A 26,710-nucleotide genomic window follows, 5' to 3' on the forward strand; every position below is an offset into this window, starting at 1 on the left:
GTGCGTGCCCCGTGACGCACGTAGCCTTCAAAAAGGCTTACGTCAGGGATCAAACAACGGCGCTACCCAAGACGGACGCCTCTGCCTAGACTGAACGCTTTCCCCGAACGATGGAGAGCGTACAAATGAGTAGCCAGCAAGCCACTGGGCAGGGCGGTCCGCAAGCCTGGATCGCGGACGACGTTCGCAAGGACGTATCCTGGGTGCTGCGCGTCGGCCAGCGACACATTGATTCGCTGAATCAGGCCCTGCGGCACGCCAAGACGCATGGCAAGCCCCTGCTGGAATGGCGGCAACAGGATTTTCCGCTGGATGCCGAGACACAGGCCATCCTGCGCCAGGCGATCGCCATGACCCAGGGTCGCTGGGGCATGTGCCTGATGAAAGGCTTTCCCGTGGACGTCTGGACCGAAGAAGACGTCCGCATGGCCTACTGGGGCATGGGCTTGTACATGGGCGTCGGTCGCCCACAGAACCGCGCCAGTGATTTCACGACCGACGTGCGCGACGCCGGTGGCTCGTACAAGGTCAAGGGTGGTCGTGGCTACAACACCAACGCCCAACTGGATTTCCATATCGATTCGACGGATGTTGTGGCGCTGCTGTGCCGTCGCACCGCGAAGTCAGGCGGCGGCAGCAAAGTGGTCAGTTCGATCGCGCTGCACGATGAAGTCCAGCGGCTGCGTCCGGACCTGCTCGAGGTGATGGTTCGTCCGTTCTTTCATAGCTACCAAGGGGCGCAGGACCCTAGCCAGCCGCCTTACTATCGCTGCCCGGTGTTCGCCCAAGACGGCGATTGCTTTGCCGCGCGCATGAACCGCAAGAATATTGTCGCTGCCCAGCGGGACTTTCCCGAAGTTCCACGCTTGACGGACGCACAATCCGACGCCATCGAACTGCTTGAGCAACTGATGGCCAGCGAGAAGCTCTGCTACACGATGGAGCTTGAACGCGGTGATATGCAACTGCTCAACAGCTACGTCACGCTGCACTCGCGGACCTCGTTCGAAGATTATGACGATCCTGATCAGAAGCGCCATCTGTTGCGCCTGTGGTTGGCGGTGCCCATCTCGCAACGCTTGCCACAAGCGTGGGAAGAATATTTCGTGGACGGCCGACCGGGCGCCGTGCGGGGTGGTATGCGCGGTACCGAGGTCAGCGAGGCTTTCCTCGCCTATGAGCGGCAGCAAGCAGACGCATTGGGCATGCTCTACGCCACGTGGGCGCCCAAGGTTCGTAAGGAAGACATGGCCGCATCGTTGGCCGTTTGAGCCACCGTGCTAAGTAGCCCGGCATATCGGCCACCGGGAATGGCCGCCTATCAATGGCCGACTAACGAATGACATCTGTCGTCTATCGTAGCATCACTTTTCAGTGATAAATTAGACATATTTATTCTGAAAATACGAATAAAGGAAAACGATGTCGCGCAACGTATCCATGCGTCATTTACGCTGCTTTGTCGAGGTGGCGCGCAGTGGCACCTTCACGGCTGCGGCGTCGCGCCTTTATATGACGCAGTCGTCGCTGACCAATGTCATCCAGCAGTTCGAGGACTCGGTCGGGGTCAAACTCTTCGATCGCAGCACGCGTCGTGTGTCCATGACAGACGAGGCCGAACACTACCTGGCCGAGGCCGAGCAACTGGTCAAGCGTTTCGACGCCTCGATCTCGGACCTGAAGGCCTTTGCCAGCGTGCAGCGCGGGCACTTGCGTATCGCCGCCGCCGCGTCGGTAATCGACTATTACCTGTACCGGGTGATCGAAGTCTTCAAACGGGACTTTCCTCAAATCACGATATCTATCCGCGACGCGGGAGCACAGCGGGTCGAGCAGATGGTGGCCGAAGGGACCATTGATTTCGCCGTGGCAGCACAGCATAACGGTCTGGAAGATTTGATCTACACCCCCTTGCTGAGCGACCGTTATGGCATCGTGGTGGGCGAGGATAACCCGCTGGCGCAGCGCTCCGACGCTCTGGCATGGAGCGAACTCGATCCTGATCACTACGTGGGCTTCAGTGACGATACGGGTATCGGCGCGTTTCTGGCCAAGCAGGCGCGTGGGTTTCGCCGGCGCGAGGGCAAGCTCGACGAGGTTTCGTCCACGACGTCGCTGTTTTCGCTTTTGAAAATACCGGGGCGTTACTCGATCGTGCCGGCGCTGACGGTAGAGCACACGGGATTTGCAGATGGCCTACGGTTTCGGCCACTGAAGACGCCGCAGTTATCGCGCGAGATCTGTTTGGTCTCGCGTCGCCTGCGGTCGCTGTCGCCCAGTGCCGACGCCTTTCTTTCGATCTTCGAGCAGGTACTGCACGATACGCCCGTGCCGCGGCACGTGCGTATCGCTGCTCGCGTCAGTCGAGCGTGATGTTGGCCTGCTCAATGAGCTCTTTCATCTTGGCGCTCTCGGTGCGAATGCGCTCGGTCAGCACGGACGGCGTACCACCGTCGATCACAAAGCCCATTTCTCCCATTTTCTTGGCGACAGCCGGGTCCTGAAGCGCCTTGTCAAAAGCCGCGTTCAGTTTATCGATGATGGGGGCAGGTGTCCCGGCCGGCGCCAGCACGCCGTACCAGGCGATTAGCTCATAGCCGGGAATGCCGGATTCGGCCACCGTGGGCAGATCCGGATAGGCGGCCAAACGCGTTTTGGTGGTGACCGCCAGCGCGCGCAGCCGCCCGTCCTTGACCAGCGGGATGGCTTCGGGCGCCACCGCGATCATGAAATCGGTCTGGCCTCCCACCAGATCAGTCAAGGCAGGCGCGCCACCCTTGTACGGGACATGAATCACGTTAACGCCCAACGAGCGCTTGTAGAGCTCGCCACCCAGGTGAGCCGGTGTGCCGGTGCCCGCCGACGCAAAAGTATGGGGACCGTCTGGGCCCTTCAGATAGGTATTGAGCTCGGCGATCGTCTTGACCGGTAGCTTGTCATTGACCACCACCATGCTGGGCAGGGTGCTCGTCAGGATGATGGGGGCGAGGTCTTTTTGCGGATCGTACTGCAGGTTCTTGAACAGATGAGGGTTGGTTGCCAGCGCAGTGGAGGTCGCCATCAGGATGGTGTAGCCATCGGGTTCGGATTTGGCGACATAGCCGGTGCCGATGTTGCTGCCGGCGCCCGGGCGGTTTTCCACGATGACGGTTTGCCCCAGTTGATTGCCGACTTTCTCGCCCAGCATGCGTGCCAGGAGGTCGGTCGAACCGCCCGCGGAGTAGGGCACGACGAAGTGGATGGGCTGATCGGGATAAGCCGCCGATGCGATGGGCACCGCCATCACGGCAGTCAGCGTCAGCGCGCCACAGAAGATGCGCTTGTTCAATAGTGCTTTGTTCATAAATTCCCCTTGTGATCGTTGATCATCGATGTATAGGCGGGGTGACAAAACGTCTGTTTGGGCCGCCACCCCGCCGGTGCATCAAGCCGGCGGGCTTGATGCGCGGCCCGAAAATTACGGCACGTTTTGCACGTATCCCTGTTGCTGATCGCGGTTGATCAGCGTCGGGTTACGCTCGACCACCGGACCGTAGCCACCCCCTCCGGGGGTGCGCAGGGTGATCTCGTCGCCGGGTTGTATCCACTGAGGCAGCCGGTTGTTGATGACCTCGCCATTGATTAGCACTTCGCCGCAGGCGCCGGCTTCGCCATCGGCGATACCCGGCGCGGGCACCTTGGTGCGTTCGGTCATGAAAATGACCGACATGGGTGTGTCGTGACGGCTGACAAAACATATTTCCTCACCCAGCCCGCCGCGATGACGTCCTTGTCCGCCGGAGTCGGTGCGAAACGCCTTGCGCTTAAAGAGCAGCGGCGCCTCGCGCTCGGCGACTTCTACGGGCGTCGGCGAGATATTGCTGGGCCATGCCATGACCGAGGCGCCGTCCTTGGTTGCCGATGCGCCCATGCCACCGTTGTAGAACAGCACCGTGGCAAAGGGTTTGCCGTTGGGGCGTGTGCCGCTGAAGTTGGTGACCCACAGCGGGGATCCCGCGCCGGCGATCACGGCGCGTGGGATTACGTGGGCCATGGCGCCAAACACGACGGTTGGCACATAGTGGCCCGTGCACGAGCGGCCGCCCACGGGAGCGGGCTGGCGTGGATTCAGCAACGAGCCCTCGGGTGCCGTGGTTCTGATGGGGCGAAACAGGCCATCGTTGTTGGGCAGGTCCGGCAACAGCAGGGTCTTGATGGCGTACGCGCACATGGCCGCGGTATACGGCAGCACGCAGTTGATACCGCGTGGCTGCTGGGGCGACGTGCCCTCGAAATCGCAGGTGATCGTATCGCCTTCGATGCGCACCTCGACGACATAGAGGAATGGTTCCTCGAAGCCGTCGGTATTCATCTGGTACTGATACTTGCCATCTGGCAGGGCCTGGATGGCCGCGCGCATGGCGGCCTCGCTGCGCTCAAACAAAGCATGGGCCAGCGAATCGAGCTCGGGCAGCGCATATTCCTTGAGTAGCGCGTCGATCCGCCCGCCAATCAATTCCAGTGCGCCCATTTGCGCCCAGATATCACCGACCGTCTGCTCGGGCGTGCGCACGTTGGTGCGCAACAGGTTCAGCAGCGTTTCGTCTTCCTTGCCCTCGCGTAGCAAGAGCATCAGCGGAATATGAAAACCTTCCTCGTACAGCTCGCGGGTATCGACTGAACGGATCTTGCCGCCGATATCGGGCACGTGCGCCGTCGAGGCCGCAAAAGCTACCAGCGCGCCCTGGTGAAACAGCGGCTTGACCAGGGTGACGTCGTTCAGGTGGCCGGTGCCGATCCAGGGGTTATTGGTGATGTAGACATCGCCCGCACGCATGTTCTCGGTGCCAAAGCGCTCGATGGCGGCTTGCGTGGTGCGGGGCAGCGTGCCGATAAAAGACGGGATGCTGCCGCTGTTTTCCGACAACGCGCGGCCCTGCGAGTCTGTCAGCACGACGGCGAAATCGTTGGCTTCCGTGGACAGCGTGGAAAATGAGGTGCGGACAATCATCTTGGCTGCTTCGTTGACGATCGAGCGAATGCGCGCCCAGAACACTTCCAGAAAAATCGGATCGGTCGTCACGTCCATGACTTGGGGTTGGCTCATGCTTGCTCCAGGATATCGACAATCAAGTTGCCGCTCAGCGACTGGCTGACACGGCCGCGCGGTCCAACGACCAGGGTCGAGCCGGCATCTTCGACCAGTAAGGGGCCCATGGCCTGGAACCCGGCGCACAGCGTGGCGCGGTCATAGATAGGCGTGTCGACGTAGTCGTTGCATTCGCGGAAATACACGTTGCGCCGCGCCTTGGGCGTCGCGGTGGCGCCGGTAGGGACGGCTTCATGCGGCGGCTTCTGGCGTGGCGGCGCTTCGCCGGACACGCGCAGGTTCAGCAGTTCAATCGGCACATCGGGGGGCGTACGGCCAAACTTCTCGCGATAGCCGGCTTCGAAGGCGGTCAGTAGCGCGGCACGCACGCTGGCTTCGTCAGACGCACCCGGACCGTGGTACGGGCCGTCCGGCAACGGGACGGTCAGGGTGAAGCCCTGGCCCGCGAAGCGGCCGTCGGCGTAGCGGGATATCCGCACCGGTCCAAAGGTGGCTTCCAGTGCATTGAGCGAAATCTGTACCTGCGTTTCCAGGTCAGCGAATGCTGACTCCAGCGTTTGCAGCGAGTCGCTACCCGGACGGACACTGACCGTACGCGAGCGGTCGGCACGCGCCGGGGCCACCAGCAAGCCGTAGGCCGAGGCCACGCCCGCGGCGGGTGGGCATACCAGTTTGCTGACGCCGATCTTCTGGGCGACGTAGTAGCCGTGCAGCGGTCCGCCGCCACCCGTGCACAGCAGCACGAAATCGCGCGGATCGCGGCCGCGCTCGGCCACGTGCACACGCGCCGCGCCAGCCATGTTCTCGGCGACGATGTCATGAATACCCCAAGCCACGCCGACCTTGTCTCGGCCGACCTCATCGCCGATCTTGCCCAGCTGTTGTCCGGCCAGATCGACGTCGATGTTCATGGTGCCGCCCGCAAAGTACTCGGGATTCAAATAGCCCAACAGCAGATTCGCATCGGTCACCGTGGCGTCCTCGCCGCCGAGGCCATAGCACGCCGGGCCGGGCTCCGAGCCTGCGCTTTGCGGGCCGACCTTGAGCAAGCCCAGCGCATCGCGGTACGCAATACTGCCGCCACCCGCGCCGATCTCGATCAGATCCACGGTGGTGATGCGGATCGGCAGACCGCTGCCTTCGGCAAAACGCCTTTGCCGCGCCGCCTCAAAACCGTAGGCGATAGAGGGGTTGCCGTTTTCTACCAGGCACAGCTTGGCCGTGGTGCCGCCCATGTCAAAGGCCAGCAGGTCGGACAGCGAATCACGCGCACTATAGTGCGATGCCGAGATCGCGCCCGCGGCGGGGCCGGACTCCAGCAATTCGATGGGGGTACGGCGCGCTTCGTCGACATGGCACAGACCACCGTTGGACAGCATCATCAGCACATCGGTGGGCAGGGCCAGGGCACTCAAGCGACGCTGCAACGCGGTCAGGTAGCGATTGGCCAGCGGCTTGATATACGCATTGGCGCACGTGGTGGACGTGCGCTCGAATTCGCGGATCACGGGCGCCACGTCGCTGGACAAGGTAATGTCCAGGTCGGGATAAGCCTGTTTCAGAATATCGCGCACTGCGATTTCGTGGCTGGGATCCACATAGGCATGCAGCAGACAGACTGCCAGCGATTTGACCCCTTCCTCGATCAAGGGCGCCACGGCGCGTTTGACTTGCTCCGCATCCACGGGCGCCAGTTCCTGGCCGTCGGCATCCATGCGCGCGCCGATCTCGACGCGCCAGCGTCGTTGCACCAGCGCCGGCGCGGCCTCAATATTCAAGTCGTAGAGATCGTACTTGCGCTCATTGCCGATCTCGATCACATCGCGGAACCCCTCGGTGGTCAGCAGGCCCGTGGGTTCGCCGCGTCGTTCAATCAGCGCGTTGGTGAATAGCGTGGTCGCGTGGACGATGCGTTTTACCTGGCGGGAGTCAATCTGGCATTCGGTGATCAGGGCCTGGACACCGTTGGCCACACCCTCGGCGGGATCGCCATGGGTCGTCAAGACTTTAAGCGAGCGCAGCGCGCCACCGCCATAATTCAGCGCGACAACGTCGGTGAACGTACCTCCAATATCAATTCCTATCGCCCACGTTGACATTGCTCGTGCTCCTTCTGCTCAGATGAAAGTTTCATCCATGATAGAGAGAACGACTTCAGTATTCCAACGAAAATTATTGGGTGATTATTCGGAATTTTATATAAATAAAAATCGCAAAACCCGGCACTGTCGGCAGTGCCTCGGCGACCCGTTTTGTGCATAAGAACGTCGGCGATGCGCGCTGTACCCTGAAGCTCGGCAATCCCGCGGCTATCGTGGCCATGGTCAGCGCCGGCCTGGGGTTGTCGGTGCTGCCGATGCCCGATCCTTCCGTCTTATTGTCCTATCCCATCAAACGAATCTCGATGGGCAGCGCGACGCCCACACTGCAAATGTCGCTGGCAACCCGCAAGCTGGAGCCGATAGCCGATAGCCGATAGCTGCGAACTGGGGGCGCTGTCGCAAGCAATCAAAACGGATTTGGCAAACGGGCCGTACGTCGAAATGTCGGCCCGCTTGCCATGACCAGAGTAGGCGGGATCTAACGTATTCCAGCGCCACGCTGAGTGGTTGTCGATAATCTGGCCGTCGATGTCAGTCCGACGTTCGGGCCGGCGGACTGCGCCCATTGGGCCAGTGTCTCGGCGCGCTCGAGCAAGCGCTGATGTACGGCCTGAACGACGGGTCCGGAACGAACGACTTTAATGCCGTCGATGGTGGGGCGACCCTTGGCAGGACCGAAATCCGCCAACATCGAGTCGATGTTCACGTTCTGGAATGCCGAGCGATTGCCGGCATCAACATAGGACTCCGCCGCCGCGCCCTCGGCCAAGATAATATCGAACCGATCCAGTTCGACGTGAAAGTACTCAAACGCACGTAGCGAGAAATCCTGCGTAATGGTTTTGCCATTGACCAACAGCAGGGCGGGGATCAGCTTGCCGTCGAAGTACATATGATGGCCGGGTGACACGTACAGGTCTCGCGTAGGAATATTGGGAGCAAGCGCGCCGGCTGTGATGCATATCGGATAGGCACGAGTTGCGTGCTGAGCTGGGATACGATTGCTGTGCAGCTTGAAATAGCCCACCCATTTCACGGTGGCGAGCCGTCCACTGACGGTAAGCACCTGATCACCGGCCTGCAGGTCCTCGATGCGTTTTTCATCCTCGGATGTGGCGATGTGCGTACCCCGCAGATAGCACGGCGACTTGAAGGTGATCTGGCCGTTTCCAACATTCTCGAACGTCGCGTCAGCAGGGATGTCGCCCTCGACCTTGAAGGTCACGGCCGTCTGTCGCGAGCCGTCTGGTTCGAAGGTGGTTACGCGCAATTCATTACTTGATGCATCCCAACGTACGTCGCCAATCTTCCTCAAGGGAGAGTCCGTCTCAAGATAGAAAGTGTCTCCATTCGAGAGCCCGGTCAGAATGGCGCCGTCAGGAACACGTCCGGGCGGAAGCTGCAGTTTGAACACGCCACCGCCGTCACCCGTGAAATTAATGGTCGTCCTGCTGAAGGCCTCTGGATTGAACTCTTCGGCACCATAGGATATCGACGATGTGTCATCAATATTGAGCGTGAGACTCTGGGAGCCTGTGTGGTAACCCTCCAAGTCATCAATGGTGACGTTGGCGTTGTTAGCAGCGTCGATGATTGTCTGTGCACTTTGGGAGACGCCCGGTACCTCCCCGATGCTAATGTCGATATCAAGACCGTCAACCGTAATTCTGTTGTTGCCTACGACTGTAAGCTTGGCAGTGCCGTCTTCGGGAGAAGACGAGGGATCGAACGTAATGTTTTCGTCGGGTTCTAATAAATAATCGGCCATGGCAAGAAGGCATCCGCTAGGTTGAGTGGACTTACGGAAACGCGCTGTTCTATGTCTTGCAAGTGGCAACGCACGATAACGGTCCAGCCGCTTAGCGAGCGTTGTCTATTCAGTTAAGCGGCGAGTTTTTGCGCGGGCGCCCAATACGAATAGGTACGCCGCACATCCAGTTCGATCACCGCCGGCCCGTCGATGGCATGCAGCGTGGCGGGGATAATCGCGTTCCCCGTAGTCCAGCGCATGATGACGCCGCGAACATCTTGCGACGGCTGCAGACCACGCAGGCGCCTATCCTGCACATTGATCTGGCGTCGGCCCCTGGCGTCTTCGATGGTGATGCTGGCCAGGGCGACACCGATGCGTCGTAGATCACGTCGCGCATGCCATGTGGTTTCACGCACGACGGCGGAGCGCGACACGATGTGCAGATCGCTCGCCTGGATGCCCGAGGGCAAGACAAAGCGCATTACCCCTTCAGTCTGGCCGGCAATATCGGGAAGGATCTCCTGGCCGTTGACGGAGATTTTCAGATCGGGATCATTGACGCGAGTGGAGCGCGTCAGCATCGCAGCACGCTTGAGCAAATGCTTGCGCACGGCCTCGACGGCGGAGCCGGATCGGGCAATCTGAATACCATCGATATCAGGGCGACCTTCGGCGGGACCAAAATCCGTCAACATCGAGTCGACGTTCACGTTTTGGAATGCCGAGCGATTGCCGGCATCAACATAGGACTCCGCCGCGGCGCCTTCGGCCAAAATAATATCGAACCGATCCAGCTCGACGTGAAAGTATTCGAACGCTCGTCGAGAAAAATCCTGCGTAATGGTTTTGCCATTGACCAACAGCAAGGCGGGGATCAGCTTGCCGTCGAAGTACATATGATGGCCGGGCGACACGTACAGGTCTCGCGTAGGAACGCGGGGCGCGAGCGCGCCGGCCGTGATGCATATCGGATAGGCACGAATTGCATGTGGGGCGGGAATACGATTGCTGTGCAGCTTGAAATAGCCCACCCATTTCACGGTAGCGACTCGTCCACTGACGGTGCGCACCTGATCGCCCGGCTGCAGGTCTTCGATGGGCTTTTCACCCTCGAGTGTGGCGATGTGTGTGCCCCGCAGATAGCACGGTGACTTGAAGGTGATTCTGCCGTTTCCAAGGTCCTCGAATATCGCGTCAGGTGGGATCTCACCTTCAACTTTGAAAGTCACGTGTGATCGCACATTGCCGTTCGGGTCGATGGAAGCGATAGACAATTGGCGATTTGACATGTCCCAATTTACGTCAACCTTATATTGTATTCCTGTCTCTGGATCCAGCGCGTCAACATAAAGCGCATCGCCATTCGAGAGCCCGGTCAATATGGCACCGTCAGGAATATTCTCGGGCGGAAGCTGGAGCTTGAATATCCCACCGCCATCACCCGTGAAATTAACAGTCGTCCTGCTGAAGGCCTCTTGATTGAAGTCTTTCGTGCCATAAGAAAGCGAGGAGGTGTCGTCAATATTCAGCGTGAGACTCGTCTCGTCTATCGAGTAACCAGTCAATTGTTCAATGACGACATTGGCATTGTTGGTGGCGTTGATAGTCGTCACCGGAAAGGCGCCGATGAATTCCCCAGAGGTGCCATCGAGGTTCATGTAGATATCACTACCATCAACGGTAATCGTGTTGGGTCCGTGAGGTGTAATGTTCGCGAACGGGTCGCTCGAGGCATCGAGCGTGAGGTCTTCGTCGGGTCTTAACGAGTAATCGGTCATGACAAGAAGGCATCCTCTAGGTTGAGTGGGCTTAGGGAAACGCGCTGTTCTATGTCTTGCAGGGGGTAACGCAAGATAGCGGCATTAGCCGTTGTCGTGCGCGTGCTTACACGGCGAGTTTCAGTGCCTCGGCACGCTCGAGCAAGCGCTGGTGTACGGCCTGAACGACGGAGCCGGCGCGCACGACTTTAATGCCATCGATGACGGGGCGGCCTTTGGCAGGACCAAAATCTGCCAGCATCGAGTCGATGTTCACGTTCTGGAATGCCGAGCGATTGCCGGCATCAACATAGGACTCCGCCGCCGCGCCCTCGGCCAGAATGATGTCGAATCGATCCAGCTCGACGTGAAAGTACTCAAACGCACGTAGCGAGAAATCCTGCGTAATGGTTTTGCCGTTGACCAACTGCAGGGCAGGGATCAACTTGCCATCAAAATACATATGATGGCCAGGCGACACGTACAGGTCTCGCGTAGGAACATTGGGCGCGAGCGCGCCGGCCGTGAAGCATATCGGATAGGCACGGGTTGCATGTTGAGCAGGGATGCGATTGCTGTGCAGCTTGAAGTAGCCCACCCATTTCACCGTGGCGAGCCGTCCACTGACGGTAAGCACCTGATCACCGGCTTGCAGGTCCTCGATGCGTTTTTCACCCTCGGATGTGGCGATATGCGTACCGCGCAGATAGCACGGTGACTTGAAGGTGACCTGGCCGTTTCCTACATTCTCAAACGTCGCGTCCGCCGGGATGTCACCCTCGACCTTGAAAGTCAAGGCTGGTCGCAATGAGCCGTCTGGCTCGAGGACGTCGATATGCAATTCGCTATTTGCCGCATCCCAATTTACGCGACCAATGCCCGTTGCGGAACCGTATGGCTCGATAATGAGCGAATCTCCGTTCGAGAGCCCGGACAGGGTGGCGCTGCGATAAACGCTTTCGGGCGGAAGTTGCAGCTTGAACAACCCGGCGCCATCGTCGCCCGTGAAATTCACGGTCACTTTGTCAAAATCGTCTAGATTGCTGATGTTTGTTGCGTTGTAAAAAATCGACGATGTGTCGCTGATGTTCAGCGTGAGACTCGCGCCATCCCGCTCGTAGCCAATCACGGAATCAATGACGATGTTGGCATCGTTGACGGCGTTGATGGTGGTCTGTGCTGGTGCGGGCAGCCCTGTTTCGTCGCCATGAGTCGCGTCGAGGTTAATGGTGAGATCAATATCGTCAACCGTGACCGTGTTGGATTTTTGGAATGCAATATCGGCAATGCCGTCCTCAGGGGAGAACGAGGAATCGAATGTAATGTTTTCGTCGCTTACCAAGATGAACTGGGTCATGACAAGAAGGCATCCGCTAGGTTGAGTAGGCTTAGGGAAACGCGCTGTTCTATGTCTTGCAAGTGGTAACGCATGATAACGGGCGCAGCCGTTTAGCGAGCGTTTATCGCCGACGGGTAGCTAAGGTCGCTTGGGCCGCTGCAGTGTCTTGGGCTACTCAATGAACGAGTAACTTGGTCGTCTGCAGCGGCCCGGGGCCGCGGCGCCGTGTGAGATGTCAGTACGGCGTCAATCAGATGTCAATCAGATGACTGTTCGGCTACGCGGCGCGCTTTTGCGCGGGCGCCCAATACGAATACGTACGCCGCACATCCAGCTCGAGCACGGCCGGGCCTTCGATGGCATGCAGCGTGGCGGGGATAATCGCGTTCCCCGTAGTCCAGCGCATGATGACGCCGCGGACGTCCTGCGACGGTTGCAGCCCACGCAAGCGCTTATCCTGCACATTGATCTCGCGTCGGCCCGTGGCGTCTTCGATGGTGATGCTGGCCAGCGCGACGCCGACGCGTCGTAGATCACGCCGGGCATGCCACGTGGTTTCACGGACGACGGCCGAGCGCGACACGATGTGCAGATCGCTGGCCTGGACACCCGACGGCAAGACAAAGCGCATCACCCCTTCGGTCTGGCCGGCGAGCTCGGGCAAGATTTCCTGGCCGTTGACGGAAATTTTTAGATCGGGATCATTGACGCGCGTGGATTTCGTGATCGCCGCGGCGCGCTTGAGTAAATGCTTGCGCACGGCCTCGACCGCGGGCCCGGATCGGGCGATCTGGATGCCATCGATAGAAGGGCGACCCTCGGCAGGTCCAAAGTCCGCGAGCATCGAGACTGTCTTCACGTTTTCGAACGTCGAACGGTTGCCCGTATCGACATAGGACTCGGCAGCCGCGCCTTCGGCCAGCAGGATATCGAATCGATCCAACTCGACGTGAAAGTACTCGAACGCGTGGCGAGAGAAATCCTGCGTAATGGTTTTGCCATTGACCAGCAGCATGGCGGGAATCAGCTTGCCGTCAAAGTACATATGATGGCCGGGCGACACGTATAAATCTCGCGTGGGCACATTGGGCGCAAGTGCCCCGGCTGCAATGCATACCGGATACGCGCGAATGGCGTGATTGGCGGGAATGCGACTGGCGTACATGGTGCGATGCCCCAGCCATTTCACGGTGGCGACGCTACCGCTGGCGGTCAGCACTTGATCGCCGGGCTGCAGGTCCTGGACGAGTTTTTCGCCCTCGGGTGTGGCGATGTGTGTGCCGCGCAAATAGCAACCGACGACGAAGTTGCCATTCGAGTCCACTTCGTATGTGAGGTCCTGGTTGAAACCCTCGGGCAGGTCAAAATACACCAGATCGTTGTCTTCGCTGTCGAAGAAACGCAACTGAACGCCGCTTGGCTGAGTATTGAACTGATAGTGTGCCGGTACGATGGGCGTCCCACTACCGTCATCGATTTCGATCAAAAGCGAGTCGCCGGGCTGCAAATTCGTGATAGAGGGATTAATGTCCGTGTCCAGTGGCTGAGGCAGCACGAGCTTAATGGCGGCACCGGGGTCACCGCCCTCGGTTGTGCCCATGAAATGAAACGTGCTCGACTCCAGCGCGTCGAGTTGGTCCGCCTTGGCGTTATACGTCAGCGACGACTCGTGGTCGACGTTGTACTTGAGGGTTTGACCGTTATTCAGTTGGACGTGGCGAATGGAGAGATCCGAGTCCTGTGCAGAGGTAATGACGCTTTCGCCGGTACCTGCTTCAGAGGTCACAACGTGGAGGTGCACTTGCAGGTGCTCAACCGTCAGTTGATTGCTGCCCTCCAGGGTTAAGTCAATCGTGTCATCGTTGTTGACGCCATGGGAATCGTCGGGTTTGACGATTTTGGAATCGCCGTTGGGTATCGTAATCGAGACTGTAGCCATTGAATTCGCGCTCCAAGAGGGAAAACAAGAAAGGGGAAAGCTGCAACCGTTGAAAACTTTCCAAATAACTTTAAATGTCACTTGAAGTCTAAATATGGCTCACAATACAAAGAAATTCAATCAATAATTACGTTAAAAGTCCTATTAATTTCTTAATATTGATATTTATTGTTGTATTTTTTGCTGAAAATCAATGCCGAAGGCATCGTGAAAACCGATCACGCGGCTATGGGTGTTCGATATCTCACCTGAGGATGCGATATTTATATAACTAAAAGTAATGATTCAATGATTAAAATATAGTTTGGATTCATATAGCGAATTGTTAGATTAGGGCTATGTTTTTTAAGCACGTTGTGCGCGAGCCCGCTCTATGAATCTGACTTTCGACCATGTCCACAAAGACTTCGGTGCACTGCACGTTGTTGACGGGTTCTCCAGTGAATTCAAAATGGGCGAGTTAGTCGCATTGGTAGGCCCCTCGGGATGTGGCAAATCGACCTTGCTGCACATGGCGGCAGGCCTGGAAAACCCCACGCGTGGCAGCGTGCTCGCCGACGGCAAGCCCGTCACCGGTCCGCACCCCAGTCGTACCCTCGTATTCCAAGAGCACGCGCTGTACCCCTGGCTGACCATGCGCGACAACGTGTCACTGGCACTGGAGTTCCAGAACGTCGCTCGCGCCCAGGCTCGCGAAAAAGCCGTCGCCTGGCTGGAGCGCGTCGGACTGGCGGGATTTGAGAACTACTATCCTCAGCAGGTGTCGGGCGGCATGCGCCAGCGTGCCGCATTGGCGCGGGCATTTATCGCCCAGCCCCAGACGATGCTGATGGACGAGCCCTTTGGCGCGCTGGACGCCCTGACGCGCCTGAGTCTGCAAGATGTCCTGCGCCAACTCATCCAGCAAGAAAAGCCCACGGTGCTGTTGGTGACCCACGACGTCGACGAGGCGCTGTTCCTGGCCGATCGTATCGTGGTGTTCAGCGCCCGTCCGGCCCGCGTACTGCGCGAATTCAACCTGACGCAACGTCGAAAGACGCACGACTTGTCGGATTTGGCCACGGAAAAACGCGAGATCCTCAGCCTGTTGGGTATCCAAGTCACCGACAGCGCGGACAAAGACGAGGGCAATGTCGCATTGGCGGCCTGATCAGCCTCGGGTCATCCGCGCTGATCCCGCCGCTGCGTGTTGAACCACCCCTAAGCCGAGCACATCGACTTTTTTATGACTGCCGCCTGTCGACCCGACGCGTCACGCTGGACGCACGTGTCAGACAGGGTTGAACCTACTACCGATACCCCCTCTGGGAGCACTCATGAAACTTAAACAATGGTTATCTTTGCCACTGGCTGCGGCATTGTTGGCCGCGGCGCCGGCCATGGCCGCCGAGAAACTCCGCGTGGGTTATCTGCGCGTCATGGACGATGCCCAGGCCATCGTGGCCCAAGAGGGCGAGTTCTATAAGAACGCCGGCCTCGATACCGAACTGATCGAATTCAAATCGGGTACTGACCTGATCAAAGCCATCGTGGGTGGCCAGGCCGACATCGGCGTACTGGGCTTTACCAACGCCGTCGCATGGGCGTCGAAAGGCGCCGACCTGAAGGTCGTCGGTGGCGCGCAACAAGGCTACCACTCGCTGGTTGTGCGTGATGATTCCGGCATTGACAAGATCGCCGATCTCAAAGGCAAGACCCTGGCTTCGCAAAAGGAGGGTAGCACCGCCGACGTCGTGCTAAAGGGCGTCGTCCTGAAAGAGGGCAGCCTCAAACCCGAAGACGTCACGATCATGGGCGTGAGCCCCGCCGTCGCCGTGCAGTCTCTGGTCGGCAAACGCGTCGACGCGGCGTTCCTGTTCGAGCCGTATGACCGCATCGCGCAACTGGTCGCGCCCGTCAAGCAAATCTACGAAGTCGGCCAGGCCTGGCCGTTCCCGTGCATGGTGGTGATCACCTCGGGCGACGTGCTGGACAAGCGCAAAGACGACGTATGGAAGGCGCTCGACGCACAAAAAGCCGCCATCGAACTACTGCAAAAGAACCCCGAGCAGGCTTCCAAGCTGATCGCGTCGTACTTCATCGCCGAGCCCACGCTCAAAACACTCAAGCAAGGCGAATTGCCTCGTGAAACCGTCATCACTGACGCCATCAAGACCCAGGTCTTCACGGCCAAGCTGACCGACAAAGACACGGCGCGCATGCAAGAAATCGCCGATATCCTGCAAGCCCAAGGTTCGCTGAAAACCCGCGACGGCAAGCCGTACGACGTGTCCAGCATCATCGATTTGTCCTGGCAAGAGGCTCGTAAACTTTGAGCGCATCTACTCGTGTAACCGGACTGCGCAAGCACCTCGCCGGGGTGCTTGGCGTCGTCTTCATTCTGTTGCTGTGGCAGTGCGCCGCCTGGGCATTGCCTGACTTCCTGATGCCCGGCGTGCCCGCCGTCGTCGAGCGCCTGTTCAACGAATTGGGCGAATCATCCTTTCATCAGAGCCTGGCGGGTTCGCTCGGACGCCTGGGCGCAGGCTACGGCCTGGCGCTGCTGGCCGGCGTAGGTTTTGGTCTCGTCGCAGCGGTGCTGTACTTTTTTCGCGAAGTCCTGCGCAGCGCCATCGTCATCCTGCAGTCGATTCCGTCCATCGCCTGGGTACCGCTGTTCCTGATCGTAATGGGCTTTGGCAACACGCCCATTATCGTGGTCGTCGCATTGGCCGCATTTTTTCCGGCCGCGCTCAGCGTCATGAACGCCACCGAATCCGTGCAACGCGTCCACGTCTCTGCGGCGCGCGTGATGGGGGCAACCTCCTGGGGCCTGATCAAACGCGTCTACCTGCCCGCCGTCATGCCCGAGCTCATCACTGGCGCACAACTGGCCTTCGGTAACGCCTGGCGCGCCCTGATCTCCGCGGAAATGCTGATCGGGTTCGGCCAGGGTCTCGGACGGTCGCTCGCCTACTCCGGCGAAATCGCCGACATGACGGGTGTTATGGCCAACATCCTGGTCATCGCCATCCTCGCGGCCCTGATCGACCAGTTCATCCTCGAAAACCTCAAGCATCGCTTGCTGCGCTATCAGTACGTTTAAAAGGGAAGGGGCGGGTAGCAAACCCGCCCGCCTGACGCCATGGATGTTCTAACCACCTCTTGCACCCGTGTCCGGCAACCCACCGCGTCCACCGCCGTGCATCGTGCCAACGCGATACCAATGCACACTGCGGGCAGGGCCGCCTACCCAACCGGCAAACAGCCTGGACAGCGCCACCGCATCAAATCACCTCTGTTGAGTACGTTGGCGGCGTCGTTATTATTCGCCGTGGCAGTAGCGATCGCCGAGCCGCTGCCTGCTTCATCAACGGCAGCATCCGCAGGCTCACCTCAATCAGCGGCCTCCTTAGCACAGGCATCTACAGCCTCACCTCGATCAGCTACCCCCTTCGCGCAGGCACGCACACGTGGGATGCTGATCGTCGGCATCCCATACCTCGCACCCGAAGCCATCGCTGGCGCCAAAATTCGTACGCCGGAACGCCTGGACACCGTCATGGCCGAACGCCTTGGCGAACAACTCGGATTGCCCGTAAAACTCGTGCAAATCGATCCGGCTCAGCAGGCCAATGCGCTCACTACCGGCCAAGTCGATCTCCTGATCGGCGATCACATCGCCGGTCAAAGCACGCCCGGGCTGACTACCCACAACATGCCAGCCCCTGCCGGCGAAAACGTGACCCACCGAACGGATCAACCTGTACCCGCGCAGGCCGATCAACACATCGCCGCCATTCCCACCGGCTACGCCGCACGCCCCAAAGCCATCATTCGCAGCGACACCACACTGCAGCATTGGAAAGACGCCAAAGGCCTCACCGTCTGCATGTCCACCGCCGCCTTTCAGGCCCAGGCACTCGCCCAACAATGGGGCACCACCGTACGTACCTACCGCGTTCCATCCGACGCCCTCGTCGCCGTACGCGAAGGCAACTGCGACATCGGCCTGATCGACGACGTCACCTGGGCGCCATTAATGAAATTCCCCGAGTGGAAAAAATTCTCCTCCACCCTGTCCGAAAACGGCCCACGCGCCGAACGCGTCTGGCTCATCCCTGACCACGACGTCGCGACCAAAACCTGGCTAACCGACACCATGAAAGAATGGCGCCGCCAAGGCACCATCAACACCATGATCGAAAAATGGGCCCGCGACGTCGCATTCGACGTCTACCTGGACCAAGAAGTCCCCGACTGCCACGGCGGTTAATCTGCACGCCTACACAGTCGGCACGGTGCCTGAATCGTCCACTGAGATCGCCCACGCGTGATATCGGTAACCACACGCTCCACATCCGCCACCACCGTACGCGGCACCACCAACGTCAACGCGGCACCCTCACCATCAAACTGCTCAGTCTCAACCGAGGCTCCCGCCTGCTCAACACGCGCCTTCAGTAAAGTTAGCTCCGCATAATCGCACCGGCACTGAACACTTACCGTCTCAATGATCGGCACCCGCGGCCCAAGCCGCAAACACTGCGCCGCACACCCACCATAGGCCCGCACCAGTCCGCCGGCACCCAGCTTAATCCCGCCAAACCAGCGCACCACCAGCACCACTACCCGATCCAGGTCCTGGCCCTCAATCGCCTGCAAAATAGGTCGCCCAGCGGTCCCGCCAGGTTCACCATCATCGTTAAACCGATACGCCAGCCCAATGCGATACGCCCAACAATTGTGCGTCGCAGCCGGATCGCTATGCCGAGCAAAGAACGCCATCGCCTCATCCACGCTGGCCACCGGCGCAGCAAAAACCGCGAAGCGGCTCTTCTTGATATCTTCCTCGTACTGACAGGGCGCACTTAACGTATCACTCATAGCTTTCGATTGTAGGCGAGTGAGTGATCATTGCGGCGAGAAGGAGTTCTTGACGCGCGGCCGTCCATGATGCTTCCGCTACGCCGAACGCCCGCTCATCATGTTTCGCATTCTCGGGTGTTCTCAGCGCGCCGAACATCGATACGATAAATGTTCATCACAGCCCGTCGCGGGCCAACGACCATGGCGTTGTCACGACTGTGAGTTCCGGTGGTTTGCCAATGGGGGGCGCCGGCCTTTTGAAAAACGGGCAGCCCCGCGTAGCGGGGCCGAGGCCCCTGGTTGGGCCGAGCCGTTTTGATTAGGTCGGCGCCCCCCATTGGCAAACCGCCGGAACGCTCCAAGCGCGACACCCTACGTCAGCAGCACTCACGCCCGCAAGAACACCAATCGCGTCGCAAGCAAGCAAGAACATCAATCCTGCAAGGTACTCAAATCGACGAGCTCTTCCTTACCATAGAACTTCACGCCGATATGAATGCGATCGCGCCCCTGCGAGCGGCGGTGCTTGTTCGTGTCGCGCAGAGAATAAACGCAGCCGCAGTATTCCTGCTGGTAGAAATTCTCGCGCTTCGAGATTTCGATCATGCGTTGAGAGCCGCCGCCCTTGCGCCAGTTGTAGGTCCAGTAGACCAGATCGTCGTAGCGGCCTGCCGCGCGTTCGCCGCAGCCATTGATCTGATTCATGTCTTTCCAGCGCGAGATGCCGAGAGAGCTGGTGATCGTATCGAAACCATGCTCATGCGCATACAGGGCCGTGCGCTCGAATCGCATGTCGAAGCAGACCGTGCAGCGTTCGCCGCGCTCGGGGGTGTGTTCCAGGCCCTTGACGCGGTCGAACCAGTTGTCCATGTCGTAGTCGGCGTCGATGAACTCGATGCCATGTTCCTCGGCGAAGCGGATGTTTTCCTGCTTGCGGAGTTCGTACTCTTTGACCGGATGGATGTTCGGGTTGTAGAAGAAAATCGAATAGTCGATGCCCGACGCCTGCATGGCTTCCATGACTTCGCCGGAGCAGGGCGCACAGCACGAGTGCATCAGCACCTTGTGGCGGCCGGTGGGCAGATCGAGTTTGGGGCGCACAAATTCAGACATGGCAGGCAGCGGTAGGGCGGTAAAAACCCTTATTTTACGATGACTTGGACAGGGATGGTTCGATCAGCCCAGGACGGTACGCCACAAGGCGGTGACGGCGGCGCGTTCTTCGGGTAGTTGGTCTTGGGGGACTCGGGCTTTTTCGATGCCTTGCAGGCGGAGTTGGTGTTGGCCGCGCCGCAAGGTTCGGTAGGCGTCGCCCGCGCGTTGGGCGAGGTCGGCAGGGATCAGGCTGGCTTCGCTGGCCAGGCGCAGCAGCGCGATGTTGCCCAGGTTGTTGACCAGCACCCGGTGAGTGGCGGCGTGGCACAGGACCAGGTATTGCGTGACGAACTCGACGTCGACCATACCGCCACGGTCGTGTTTCAGATCGAAGTTGCCGCTGGTGTTGGGGTGGCCGGCGCTGATCTTGTCGCGCATGGCCAGGACGTCGTCACGGAGTTTTGCGGTGTCGCGCGGCTGCACGAGCACGTCGGCGCGGATGCGCTCGAAGCGAGCACCGACGGTGGTGTCGCCCGCGGCGTAGCGGGCGCGCGTCAGGGCTTGGTGTTCCCAGGGCCAGGCGTGCTGCAGTTGATACTGTTCAAAGGCCTCAACGGAGACCGCCAGCAGGCCGGCGTCGCCGTCGGGGCGCAGGCGCAGGTCGGTTTCGTATAGGCGGCCGGAGGAGGTCATGGTCGATAGCCATGAGGTCATACGACGGCCGAGTTTGGCGTAGATCTCGAGGGCGTCTTCGCGGGGGTCGTCAAAGAGAAAGACCAAGTCCAGGTCGGAGGCGTAACCCAGCTCTTTGCCTCCCAGTTTGCCGTAGGCGATGATGGCGAATTTCGGACTGGCGTCGGGATCCTTGTTCACGAGAGGCCAGACACGCTGTATGGTTTCGGCCAGCAGCATATCGGCCAGGGCGGACAGTTGGTCGCCGAGCGCCTCGACGGTGAGTTGGCCTTCCAGGTCCTGCGCCAGGAGTTGAAAACTGGCTTGGCGCTGGACGTCGCGCATCAGGTTCATCTGCTGCTCGATATCGGGTTCGCCGTCGGGCAGGGTGCAGGCATCCAGGTCGGCGGATAGCTGCCGCGCGATCTGGTCGAAATCCAAGGGCTCGAATAGCGTGCGCCAGTCGATCAGGCTGTCCAGCAGCAGGGGGTGCTGCGTGAGGTACTGTGCGGCCCACGGGCTGGCCGCTACCATGCGGGCGACGCGTGCCAGGGTGTCGGGGAACTCGGCCAATAGCGCCAGGTAGGCGCTGCGTTGAGCGATGGTTTCGATCAAGCCAAGCAGGCGCACGGCGGCTTGTTGCGGCGCGGCGGTCTGGCGGGCGGCATGGATGGTGGCGGGTAGCAGGGCTTCCAGGCGGCGTCGGCTGCTTTCCGGCAGGCTGCGTACGCGGTGGCTGTTTACCAGTGACTCGGCACGGCGCAGGGGTTCGTCGGCATCATCGCCAAAGGCCTGCTTGATTTGCTCGGCCAGGCGGCTTTCGGCATCGTGCTCGTCATCGTCGTCGTCGGCATCAATGCGTGCAGCGCTAGGCGTGGCCGTGTCGGCATGATGATCATCAGTATCGCCCATACCTGCCAGACGAAAAGCGTTACGAAACGTCTGCTGTACAAAATTGCGATGCTCGGTCAGGGTGCGCTCGAACTCATCGGTGCTCAGGCCCAGGGCGGCAGCTAATTGCGCGCGTTTTTCGGGGTCGCCGGGCAACAGGTGGGTTTGCTCGTCTTCACGGTATTGCAGGGTGTGTTCGACCCGGCGCAGAAAGCGATAGGCGTGTTCCAGGCGCTGCGTGTCGTTCGGGCTGATGAGACCGGCTTCGCATTCGGCGTGCAGCGCCTGCAGCAGTCCGCGGCGTTGCAGTGCGGGCATTCGGCCGCCGCGCACGAGTTGGAATAACTGCACCACGAATTCGATTTCGCGAATCCCGCCGTCGCCGAGTTTGATGTTGTTGGCACTATCGATGCCGTTGCGCGCCAGGGCGCGGCGTTGCCAGTCCTGGCGAATGCGTTCGCGCAGGTCACGTAGCGAGGCTAGTGCATCAAAGTCGAAATACTTGCGATAGACAAAGGGTACGCGTAGGCTTTCGAGCTGACGTTCTTGCGCCGATGCGTCACTGTCGGGAAAGGCCTGTGCCGGAATGAGGCGCGCCTTTAGCCAGGCGTAGCGTTCCCATTCGCGGCCCTGGGCGACCAAGTAGTGCTCCAGCGCATCCAGACTCCAGGCGGGCGGGCCCGAGTCGCCATCGGGGCGCAGGCGTAAGTCGGTGCGAAAGACCTGGCCATAGGCGTCGGCTTCGGAAAGCACGGGCATCATGCGTCGGGTCAGGCGCCCATAGAATTCGTGATGGCTGATGCGGCGCGGTCCGTCTGTTTCGCCTTCTTCGCCGTACAGCATGATCAGGTCTATGTCTGATGAGACGTTCAGCTCGCCGCCGCCCAATTTGCCCATGCCCAGAATCAGCATTTCCTGGGGCGCGTTTGTTGCCGGATCGCGCGGAATGCCGTGCACGTCGGCTAACTCTGCGGCGACGCTGCGATAGGCGGCGGCCACGGCCAGGTCGGCGAGTGCCGTCATGGCGCCCACGACTTCTTCCAGCGTAGCCTGACCGGCCAGGTCGCGCACCATCAGGGTCGTGAACACGCGCTCGCGCAGCTTGCGCAAGGTTTCGCGGCATTGTGCCACGGGTAATATGGCTGCGGCCTCGGCGCCCGCCAGCTCGGCTTGCCACGCGGCTAGCGCATTAGCGGTAACGGGGTGACGGCTGGAGACTTCCAGCCAGGCGGCCAGATCAGGGCGGGCATCGACACGGCGGCGCAGATAGCCAGACCAGGCGAGCGCGGGGGCGAGTAGGGAAGGTGACATGGGAGGGCAGACGGAATGACGCGTTTCAGGTATAAGGGGACGATACCCCAAGATGATCTCCCTGCCCACAGATCTGTGTCGTTATCCACCAAAGTCATCCGCTGTCTCTATTGGAGCGGAATCACCGTCTATTTTGTCGCGGCCGCGACGTTGCTTGGCCTGCGTTATTGGATATTGCCCAATATTGACCAGTGGCGGCCGAAAATCGAAGCCTATGCCAGCGATGCCTTGGGCACGCGCGTCGAGATTGGCCATCTGAAGGCCAGTTGGCGCGGCTTGAATCCCAGCCTGCAATTAACCTCGTTGACGATCGATGACCCGCACGCCGAATCGGTTCTGTCGCTGCCGACGGTTTCGGCGGTATTGGGGTGGCGTAGCGTGCTGGTGATGGAACCGCGGCTGCTCAGCCTGCGAGTGGATGGGGCGCAACTGTGGGCGCGACGCGATGCGACGAATCATCTCTGGATCGCGGGCCAGTCCATTGATCTCAAAGCGCTGTCGGATACCTCTGACGCAGACGACAAGGGTCGTTCACCGCTGCTTCGGTGGTTGGCGGCGCAACGCGATTTGGCCTTGGTTGGCGCGACGGTGCATTGGCAGGACGACTTGCGGCAGGCGCCCGAGGTGGTACTGAATAATGTAAGTTTGCGTTTCTATAACGGTCTGCTGTCTCACCGCTTTGCCCTGAACGCCGAACCTCCTGCGGCGCTAGCGCGGGCGCTGACGGTGCGCGGCAATCTCAAGCGAAACCCATTACAGGCAGGTTCGGCCGGCTGGGCGGGCGAGTTGTATGCGGAGCTCGACGACGCCGAGCCACAGGCGTGGGCGCCGTGGTTATCGGTACCCGCCATATCGGGCCGGACGGCGGCACGTGCCTGGCTGACCCTGGACGAGGGCAAGGTGGTCGATGTCACCGCGGATGCTGCGCTGCGCGAACTGCGTTGGCGGGCGCGCGGGACCACATCGGCCGAGGGATTGAGGGACGGAGGTGCTGTGCCGGCCGATCACGCCACGGCCGTTCACTTGGCATCGGGCACGATTCATGTGCAAGGCCCGCCGGGCAGTGTGGTGCAGGGCGAGCACGTGTCGCCGGCCGAGACCGAAAATAACGACGGACTGGCAGTGCGTGCGGAGCTAACGGGCCTGGGTGCGCATTTACCCACCGTTTTTGCAACGGATTTGCTGCAAGCGGACACGGTCCGCATGGACGCCACGGTCCGTCATCCGGCACAGCAGCCGCTGGTGATTGATGTACGTCAGTTCAATATGGCGAATCGGGACCTGGACGTCAGCCTGCAGGGGCGTTGGACAGGCGAGGGCAAGACGGCCGCAGGCAACGCGGATTTTCAGGGCACGCTAGTGCGTGGCGCCATGTCGGCGATTCACAAATACCTGCCGTTGACCGTCAGTGCCGATGCGCGTGAATGGTTGGCGCAGGGCTTACCCGAGGGCCAGGTGCGGGATGCGTCTGTGACCGTGCAGGGTGATCTGGACGATTTCCCTTTTGAGGACGAAGGCGACGTTGGCCAGTTTCGAATTGCCGGGGCCTATCACGACGCCATCGTGGATTACGCGCCCGCGCGTCGGCGAGAAAAGGGCTGGCCTCGACTGGAGAACGTGTCCGGCAATTTTGCCGTCGACAAGGTCAGTCTGTCGCTGGATAGCCCGGGCGGGGCGACGGCGCGGACTGGCGAGGGCCATGACCTGAAGATGGGCGCCATCACCGCCGCGATTCCCAATATGGAGCACAACTCGACCCTGCATCTCGAGGCGCAGAGCTCGGGCTCCGTGTCGGCGTATTTGGCGTTGGCCGCCAACTATCAACTGGGCCATTTGCTCGACGGTGCACTCGACGAGGCCGAGGGCACGGGATCTTGGCAGGTACCGCTAAAGCTCGAGGTGCCGTTGCTCGACGCAGAGGAAACCAAGGTCGACGGAGACATCGTCTTTGCTGGCAATGATTTCCGCTTTGTGCCGCAAATGCCGATGCTGCGCAAGCTGCGCGGCGAGCTTCATTTTTCGGAGAAGGGACTGCGCACGGACGAGTTACGCACAGAATTTCTGGGTGGGCCGGCGCGTATCGCTGGCAAGCTCGAGAGTCGCCAGGATGCGCTGCGTTTTGACGGCACCCTGCCAGCGTCTGGCCTGAGGGATTGGGTCAAGAAACCCGTCATGGAGCGCTTGTCGGGGCAGACGCCGTACAGCGGGCGTTTGGCGTATGGCCCTGGCGGCGTGCTGGATATCTCGGTGGATGCGAGTTTGGACGGGATGGCGATTGATCTTCCCTCGCCTCTGGGCAAGAGCAAGGAGGGTGAATTCCCTCTCAAGGTGCGATGGGCGGCGGCGCAGGGGGGCGGCGGCAAGCGTGATCAATTGTCGGTCAGCGCGGGTTCGAATATCGCATTGCTGCTTGAGCATGACCGGGCATCGCGTCAGGCGGGCTACTTTGCGCGCGGTGCGTTGGGCGTGAGCCGGCCGGCCACGCTGCCGGCAAGCGGAATGGTTGTCGATGTACAGATGCCAGAGTTGGATATCGATGCCTGGGAACGGGTAGCCAAAACGCTGATGCCTGAACAGAAATCCTCTTCGTCGGATGCTGAGAAGCACGATTCCGATTCACTACCGACGTTGACCAAGATCAATCTGAAGACGGGTCGTTTGCAGGTGGCCGGTTGGGGATTGGACGAATTGACGCTGCAGGCAACGCGACCGCAGCCTGAACGCTGGCTGGTCAACCTGACGTCGCGGCAGGCGACGGGCACAGTGTCTTGGCAAGAGGCCTCTGGCGCGATTGCCGGGCAAGTGACGGCACGATTCAAGCATTTGGCATTTGGTAAGCAACAGGACGTCAGCAACACGTCTGCCAAGAAAGAATCTTCCCCCGATAAGGTCCCAAAATCACGGGGGGGATCGTTGGAGTCCCCTGACGAGGAACTCTCGGATATTCCCGCGATTGACTTGCAGGCCGAGCAACTCTCTTTGTATGGCTATGACGTCGGGGCGCTAGAGGTCTTGGGAACTAATATGCAGCGCGGCCAACTGTGGCGTCTGGACAAGCTGCGTATTAGCAACGAGTCGGCCGAGCTGGACGCGTCGGGCAACTGGCTTCTCAAGGGCTCGGAGCGCGGGCTCACGGTCGACACCAAGGCGCAGTTCAAGGACTTGGGGGCTTTTGTCGACCGTATCGGTCTGAAAGATCGCCTCACTGGCGGCAGTGGAACGGTGACGGGCAAACTGACGTGGCGCGATCTGCCCTGGTCGCAGAGTCTGACCAATATCGAGGGTCAATTACAGATCAGTCTGGGCAAGGGGCGTCTCCTGACGGTCAATTCGCGCGGCGCGCGCCTGTTGGAGTTACTGTCTGTGCAGTCGTTGTCCCGCTTGGCCAGACTGGAGTTCAATCCGACGAGTTGGGCTCGCGAAGGTTTTCCGTTTGACACGATTGTGGGCGATATTGCGTTGAGTCACGGGATCGCGCACACCGAGGGATTCAAGGTCAATAGCCCGGCGGCAACGATCGTGTTGGCCGGTGATGCGAACATCGTGGCCGAGCAATGGGATCTGAAAGCCGTGGTGATTCCCAATCTGGATGTCAGCGGCGCCGCGGTCGCGGCCGCGTTGGCGGTCAACCCCTTGATTGGCTTGGGGGCGTTCGTGACGCAGTGGCTGCTGAAACAACCGCTGGCTCACGCGATGACGGTGGAATATGGGGTGACGGGCTCGTGGAATGACCCGAAGTTGGAACCTGTCGAGACCAAGGCGGCGCCCAAGCACTCGACACCCGACGAGTATATCGAACACTGATCAGGGCAACAGTCGGTAGTTCTGATCTGAACACTGATTCGGACAACACCCTGTCGTTCTGATTGATGCATGAAAAACGGGCCAAGTATCTTGGCCCGTTTTTCGTGATG

18 protein-coding genes are annotated in these 26,710 nt (G+C 60.0%); 8 read left to right on the top strand and 10 right to left on the bottom strand.

Annotated features, from left to right (window positions below; all coding sequences use genetic code 11):
- The first annotated feature begins 125 nt into the window (after nt 1–125).
- A complete protein-coding gene (locus ACYVDM_RS09740; protein ID WP_415786377.1) occupies nt 126–1,271 on the top strand; it encodes a TauD/TfdA family dioxygenase in 1,146 nt (381 codons plus the stop codon).
- Between the two features lie 151 nt (nt 1,272–1,422).
- Nucleotides 1,423–2,373, top strand: coding sequence for a LysR family transcriptional regulator (locus ACYVDM_RS09745; protein WP_415786375.1), 951 nt, complete (start codon nt 1,423–1,425; stop codon nt 2,371–2,373).
- On the opposite strand, the gene ACYVDM_RS09750 is transcribed toward ACYVDM_RS09745, so the two are convergent.
- From ACYVDM_RS09750 to ACYVDM_RS09760, 3 genes are all read right to left on the bottom strand, one after another.
- Nucleotides 2,360–3,343: a Bug family tripartite tricarboxylate transporter substrate binding protein gene (locus ACYVDM_RS09750; protein WP_415786373.1), complete on the bottom strand. Its 984-nt coding sequence runs from the start codon at nt 3,341–3,343 to the stop codon at nt 2,360–2,362. The two genes, ACYVDM_RS09745 and ACYVDM_RS09750, sit on opposite strands and share 14 nt — an antisense overlap.
- Before the next feature lie 114 nt (nt 3,344–3,457).
- The gene (locus ACYVDM_RS09755) at nt 3,458–5,086 is read right to left on the bottom strand and encodes a hydantoinase B/oxoprolinase family protein (protein ID WP_415786371.1); all 1,629 of its coding nucleotides are present in this window, start codon (nt 5,084–5,086) and stop codon (nt 3,458–3,460) included.
- Nucleotides 5,083–7,188 (bottom strand): hydantoinase/oxoprolinase family protein, encoded by a 2,106-nt coding sequence (locus tag ACYVDM_RS09760; protein WP_415786369.1) that lies wholly within the window; start codon nt 7,186–7,188, stop codon nt 5,083–5,085. Before ACYVDM_RS09760 ends, ACYVDM_RS09755 begins: the two co-directional genes overlap by 4 nt.
- A 155-nt stretch (nt 7,189–7,343) precedes the next feature.
- On the opposite strand from ACYVDM_RS09760, the gene ACYVDM_RS09765 reads away from it, so the two are divergent.
- On the top strand, nt 7,344–7,568 hold the full coding sequence (locus ACYVDM_RS09765; RefSeq protein WP_415786367.1) for a type 2 periplasmic-binding domain-containing protein: 225 nt from the start codon (nt 7,344–7,346) through the stop codon (nt 7,566–7,568).
- A 101-nt stretch (nt 7,569–7,669) separates the two neighbouring features.
- Here the strand turns inward: ACYVDM_RS09765 and ACYVDM_RS09770 are convergent, their stop codons facing one another.
- The 4 genes from ACYVDM_RS09770 to ACYVDM_RS09785 all read right to left on the bottom strand — a co-directional run bounded on the left by ACYVDM_RS09770 (nt 7,670) and on the right by ACYVDM_RS09785 (nt 13,979).
- Nucleotides 7,670–8,959, bottom strand: a complete 1,290-nt coding sequence (locus ACYVDM_RS09770; protein WP_415786365.1) for a Hint domain-containing protein — start codon at nt 8,957–8,959, stop codon at nt 7,670–7,672.
- A gap of 113 nt (nt 8,960–9,072) precedes the next feature.
- Nucleotides 9,073–10,722, bottom strand: a complete 1,650-nt coding sequence (locus ACYVDM_RS09775; RefSeq protein WP_415786363.1) for a Hint domain-containing protein — start codon at nt 10,720–10,722, stop codon at nt 9,073–9,075.
- 106 nt (nt 10,723–10,828) lie between these two features.
- On the bottom strand, nt 10,829–12,058 hold the full coding sequence (locus ACYVDM_RS09780) for a Hint domain-containing protein (protein WP_415786361.1): 1,230 nt from the start codon (nt 12,056–12,058) through the stop codon (nt 10,829–10,831).
- A 259-nt stretch (nt 12,059–12,317) separates the two neighbouring features.
- Nucleotides 12,318–13,979, bottom strand: a complete 1,662-nt coding sequence (locus tag ACYVDM_RS09785; protein ID WP_415786359.1) for a Hint domain-containing protein — start codon at nt 13,977–13,979, stop codon at nt 12,318–12,320.
- A gap of 373 nt (nt 13,980–14,352) precedes the next feature.
- Between ACYVDM_RS09785 and ACYVDM_RS09790 the strand changes: the two genes are divergently transcribed.
- The 4 genes from ACYVDM_RS09790 (at nt 14,353) to ACYVDM_RS09805 (ending at nt 18,234) form a co-directional block, all read left to right on the top strand.
- On the top strand, nt 14,353–15,129 hold the full coding sequence (locus ACYVDM_RS09790; RefSeq protein ID WP_415786357.1) for an ABC transporter ATP-binding protein: 777 nt from the start codon (nt 14,353–14,355) through the stop codon (nt 15,127–15,129).
- A 166-nt stretch (nt 15,130–15,295) separates the two neighbouring features.
- On the top strand, nt 15,296–16,294 hold the full coding sequence (locus ACYVDM_RS09795) for an ABC transporter substrate-binding protein (protein ID WP_415786355.1): 999 nt from the start codon (nt 15,296–15,298) through the stop codon (nt 16,292–16,294).
- Nucleotides 16,291–17,064, top strand: a complete 774-nt coding sequence (locus tag ACYVDM_RS09800; RefSeq protein WP_415786353.1) for an ABC transporter permease — start codon at nt 16,291–16,293, stop codon at nt 17,062–17,064. Before ACYVDM_RS09795 ends, ACYVDM_RS09800 begins: the two co-directional genes overlap by 4 nt.
- Nucleotides 17,065–17,436: 372 nt before the next feature.
- Nucleotides 17,437–18,234: a type 2 periplasmic-binding domain-containing protein gene (locus tag ACYVDM_RS09805; protein WP_415786351.1), complete on the top strand. Its 798-nt coding sequence runs from the start codon at nt 17,437–17,439 to the stop codon at nt 18,232–18,234.
- On the opposite strand, the gene ACYVDM_RS09810 is transcribed toward ACYVDM_RS09805, so the two are convergent.
- From ACYVDM_RS09810 to glnE, 3 genes are all read right to left on the bottom strand, one after another.
- Nucleotides 18,231–18,845 carry an IMPACT family protein gene (locus tag ACYVDM_RS09810; RefSeq protein WP_415786349.1) on the bottom strand — a complete coding sequence of 205 codons (615 nt, stop codon included), beginning with the start codon at nt 18,843–18,845 and terminating at the stop codon, nt 18,231–18,233. The genes ACYVDM_RS09805 and ACYVDM_RS09810 overlap by 4 nt on opposite strands.
- A 414-nt stretch (nt 18,846–19,259) precedes the next feature.
- Complete coding sequence (locus ACYVDM_RS09815) at nt 19,260–19,940, bottom strand: epoxyqueuosine reductase QueH (protein WP_415786347.1); 681 nt, start codon at nt 19,938–19,940, stop codon at nt 19,260–19,262.
- 63 nt (nt 19,941–20,003) lie between these two features.
- Nucleotides 20,004–22,796 (bottom strand): bifunctional [glutamate--ammonia ligase]-adenylyl-L-tyrosine phosphorylase/[glutamate--ammonia-ligase] adenylyltransferase, encoded by a 2,793-nt coding sequence (glnE, locus tag ACYVDM_RS09820; RefSeq protein ID WP_415786345.1) that lies wholly within the window; start codon nt 22,794–22,796, stop codon nt 20,004–20,006.
- A gap of 15 nt (nt 22,797–22,811) precedes the next feature.
- On the opposite strand from glnE, the gene ACYVDM_RS09825 reads away from it, so the two are divergent.
- Nucleotides 22,812–26,600, top strand: coding sequence for a YhdP family protein (locus tag ACYVDM_RS09825; protein ID WP_415786343.1), 3,789 nt, complete (start codon nt 22,812–22,814; stop codon nt 26,598–26,600).
- Nucleotides 26,601–26,710: the final 110 nt, after the last annotated feature.

This window comes from Bordetella tumulicola, from assembly GCF_054779135.1.

Coding starts and splice junctions, on each gene's coding strand:
- ACYVDM_RS09740 (WP_415786377.1), top strand. CDS start 126: ATGAGTAGCCAGCAAGCCACTGGGCAGGGCGGTCCGCAAGCCTGGATC.
- ACYVDM_RS09745 (WP_415786375.1), top strand. CDS start 1,423: ATGTCGCGCAACGTATCCATGCGTCATTTACGCTGCTTTGTCGAGGTG.
- ACYVDM_RS09750 (WP_415786373.1), bottom strand. CDS start 3,343: ATGAACAAAGCACTATTGAACAAGCGCATCTTCTGTGGCGCGCTGACG.
- ACYVDM_RS09755 (WP_415786371.1), bottom strand. CDS start 5,086: ATGAGCCAACCCCAAGTCATGGACGTGACGACCGATCCGATTTTTCTG.
- ACYVDM_RS09760 (WP_415786369.1), bottom strand. CDS start 7,188: ATGTCAACGTGGGCGATAGGAATTGATATTGGAGGTACGTTCACCGAC.
- ACYVDM_RS09770 (WP_415786365.1), bottom strand. CDS start 8,959: ATGGCCGATTATTTATTAGAACCCGACGAAAACATTACGTTCGATCCC.
- ACYVDM_RS09775 (WP_415786363.1), bottom strand. CDS start 10,722: ATGACCGATTACTCGTTAAGACCCGACGAAGACCTCACGCTCGATGCC.
- ACYVDM_RS09780 (WP_415786361.1), bottom strand. CDS start 12,058: ATGACCCAGTTCATCTTGGTAAGCGACGAAAACATTACATTCGATTCC.
- ACYVDM_RS09785 (WP_415786359.1), bottom strand. CDS start 13,979: ATGGCTACAGTCTCGATTACGATACCCAACGGCGATTCCAAAATCGTC.
- ACYVDM_RS09790 (WP_415786357.1), top strand. CDS start 14,353: ATGAATCTGACTTTCGACCATGTCCACAAAGACTTCGGTGCACTGCAC.
- ACYVDM_RS09795 (WP_415786355.1), top strand. CDS start 15,296: ATGAAACTTAAACAATGGTTATCTTTGCCACTGGCTGCGGCATTGTTG.
- ACYVDM_RS09805 (WP_415786351.1), top strand. CDS start 17,437: ATGCTGATCGTCGGCATCCCATACCTCGCACCCGAAGCCATCGCTGGC.
- ACYVDM_RS09810 (WP_415786349.1), bottom strand. CDS start 18,845: ATGAGTGATACGTTAAGTGCGCCCTGTCAGTACGAGGAAGATATCAAG.
- ACYVDM_RS09815 (WP_415786347.1), bottom strand. CDS start 19,940: ATGTCTGAATTTGTGCGCCCCAAACTCGATCTGCCCACCGGCCGCCAC.
- glnE (WP_415786345.1), bottom strand. CDS start 22,796: ATGTCACCTTCCCTACTCGCCCCCGCGCTCGCCTGGTCTGGCTATCTG.
- ACYVDM_RS09825 (WP_415786343.1), top strand. CDS start 22,812: ATGACGCGTTTCAGGTATAAGGGGACGATACCCCAAGATGATCTCCCT.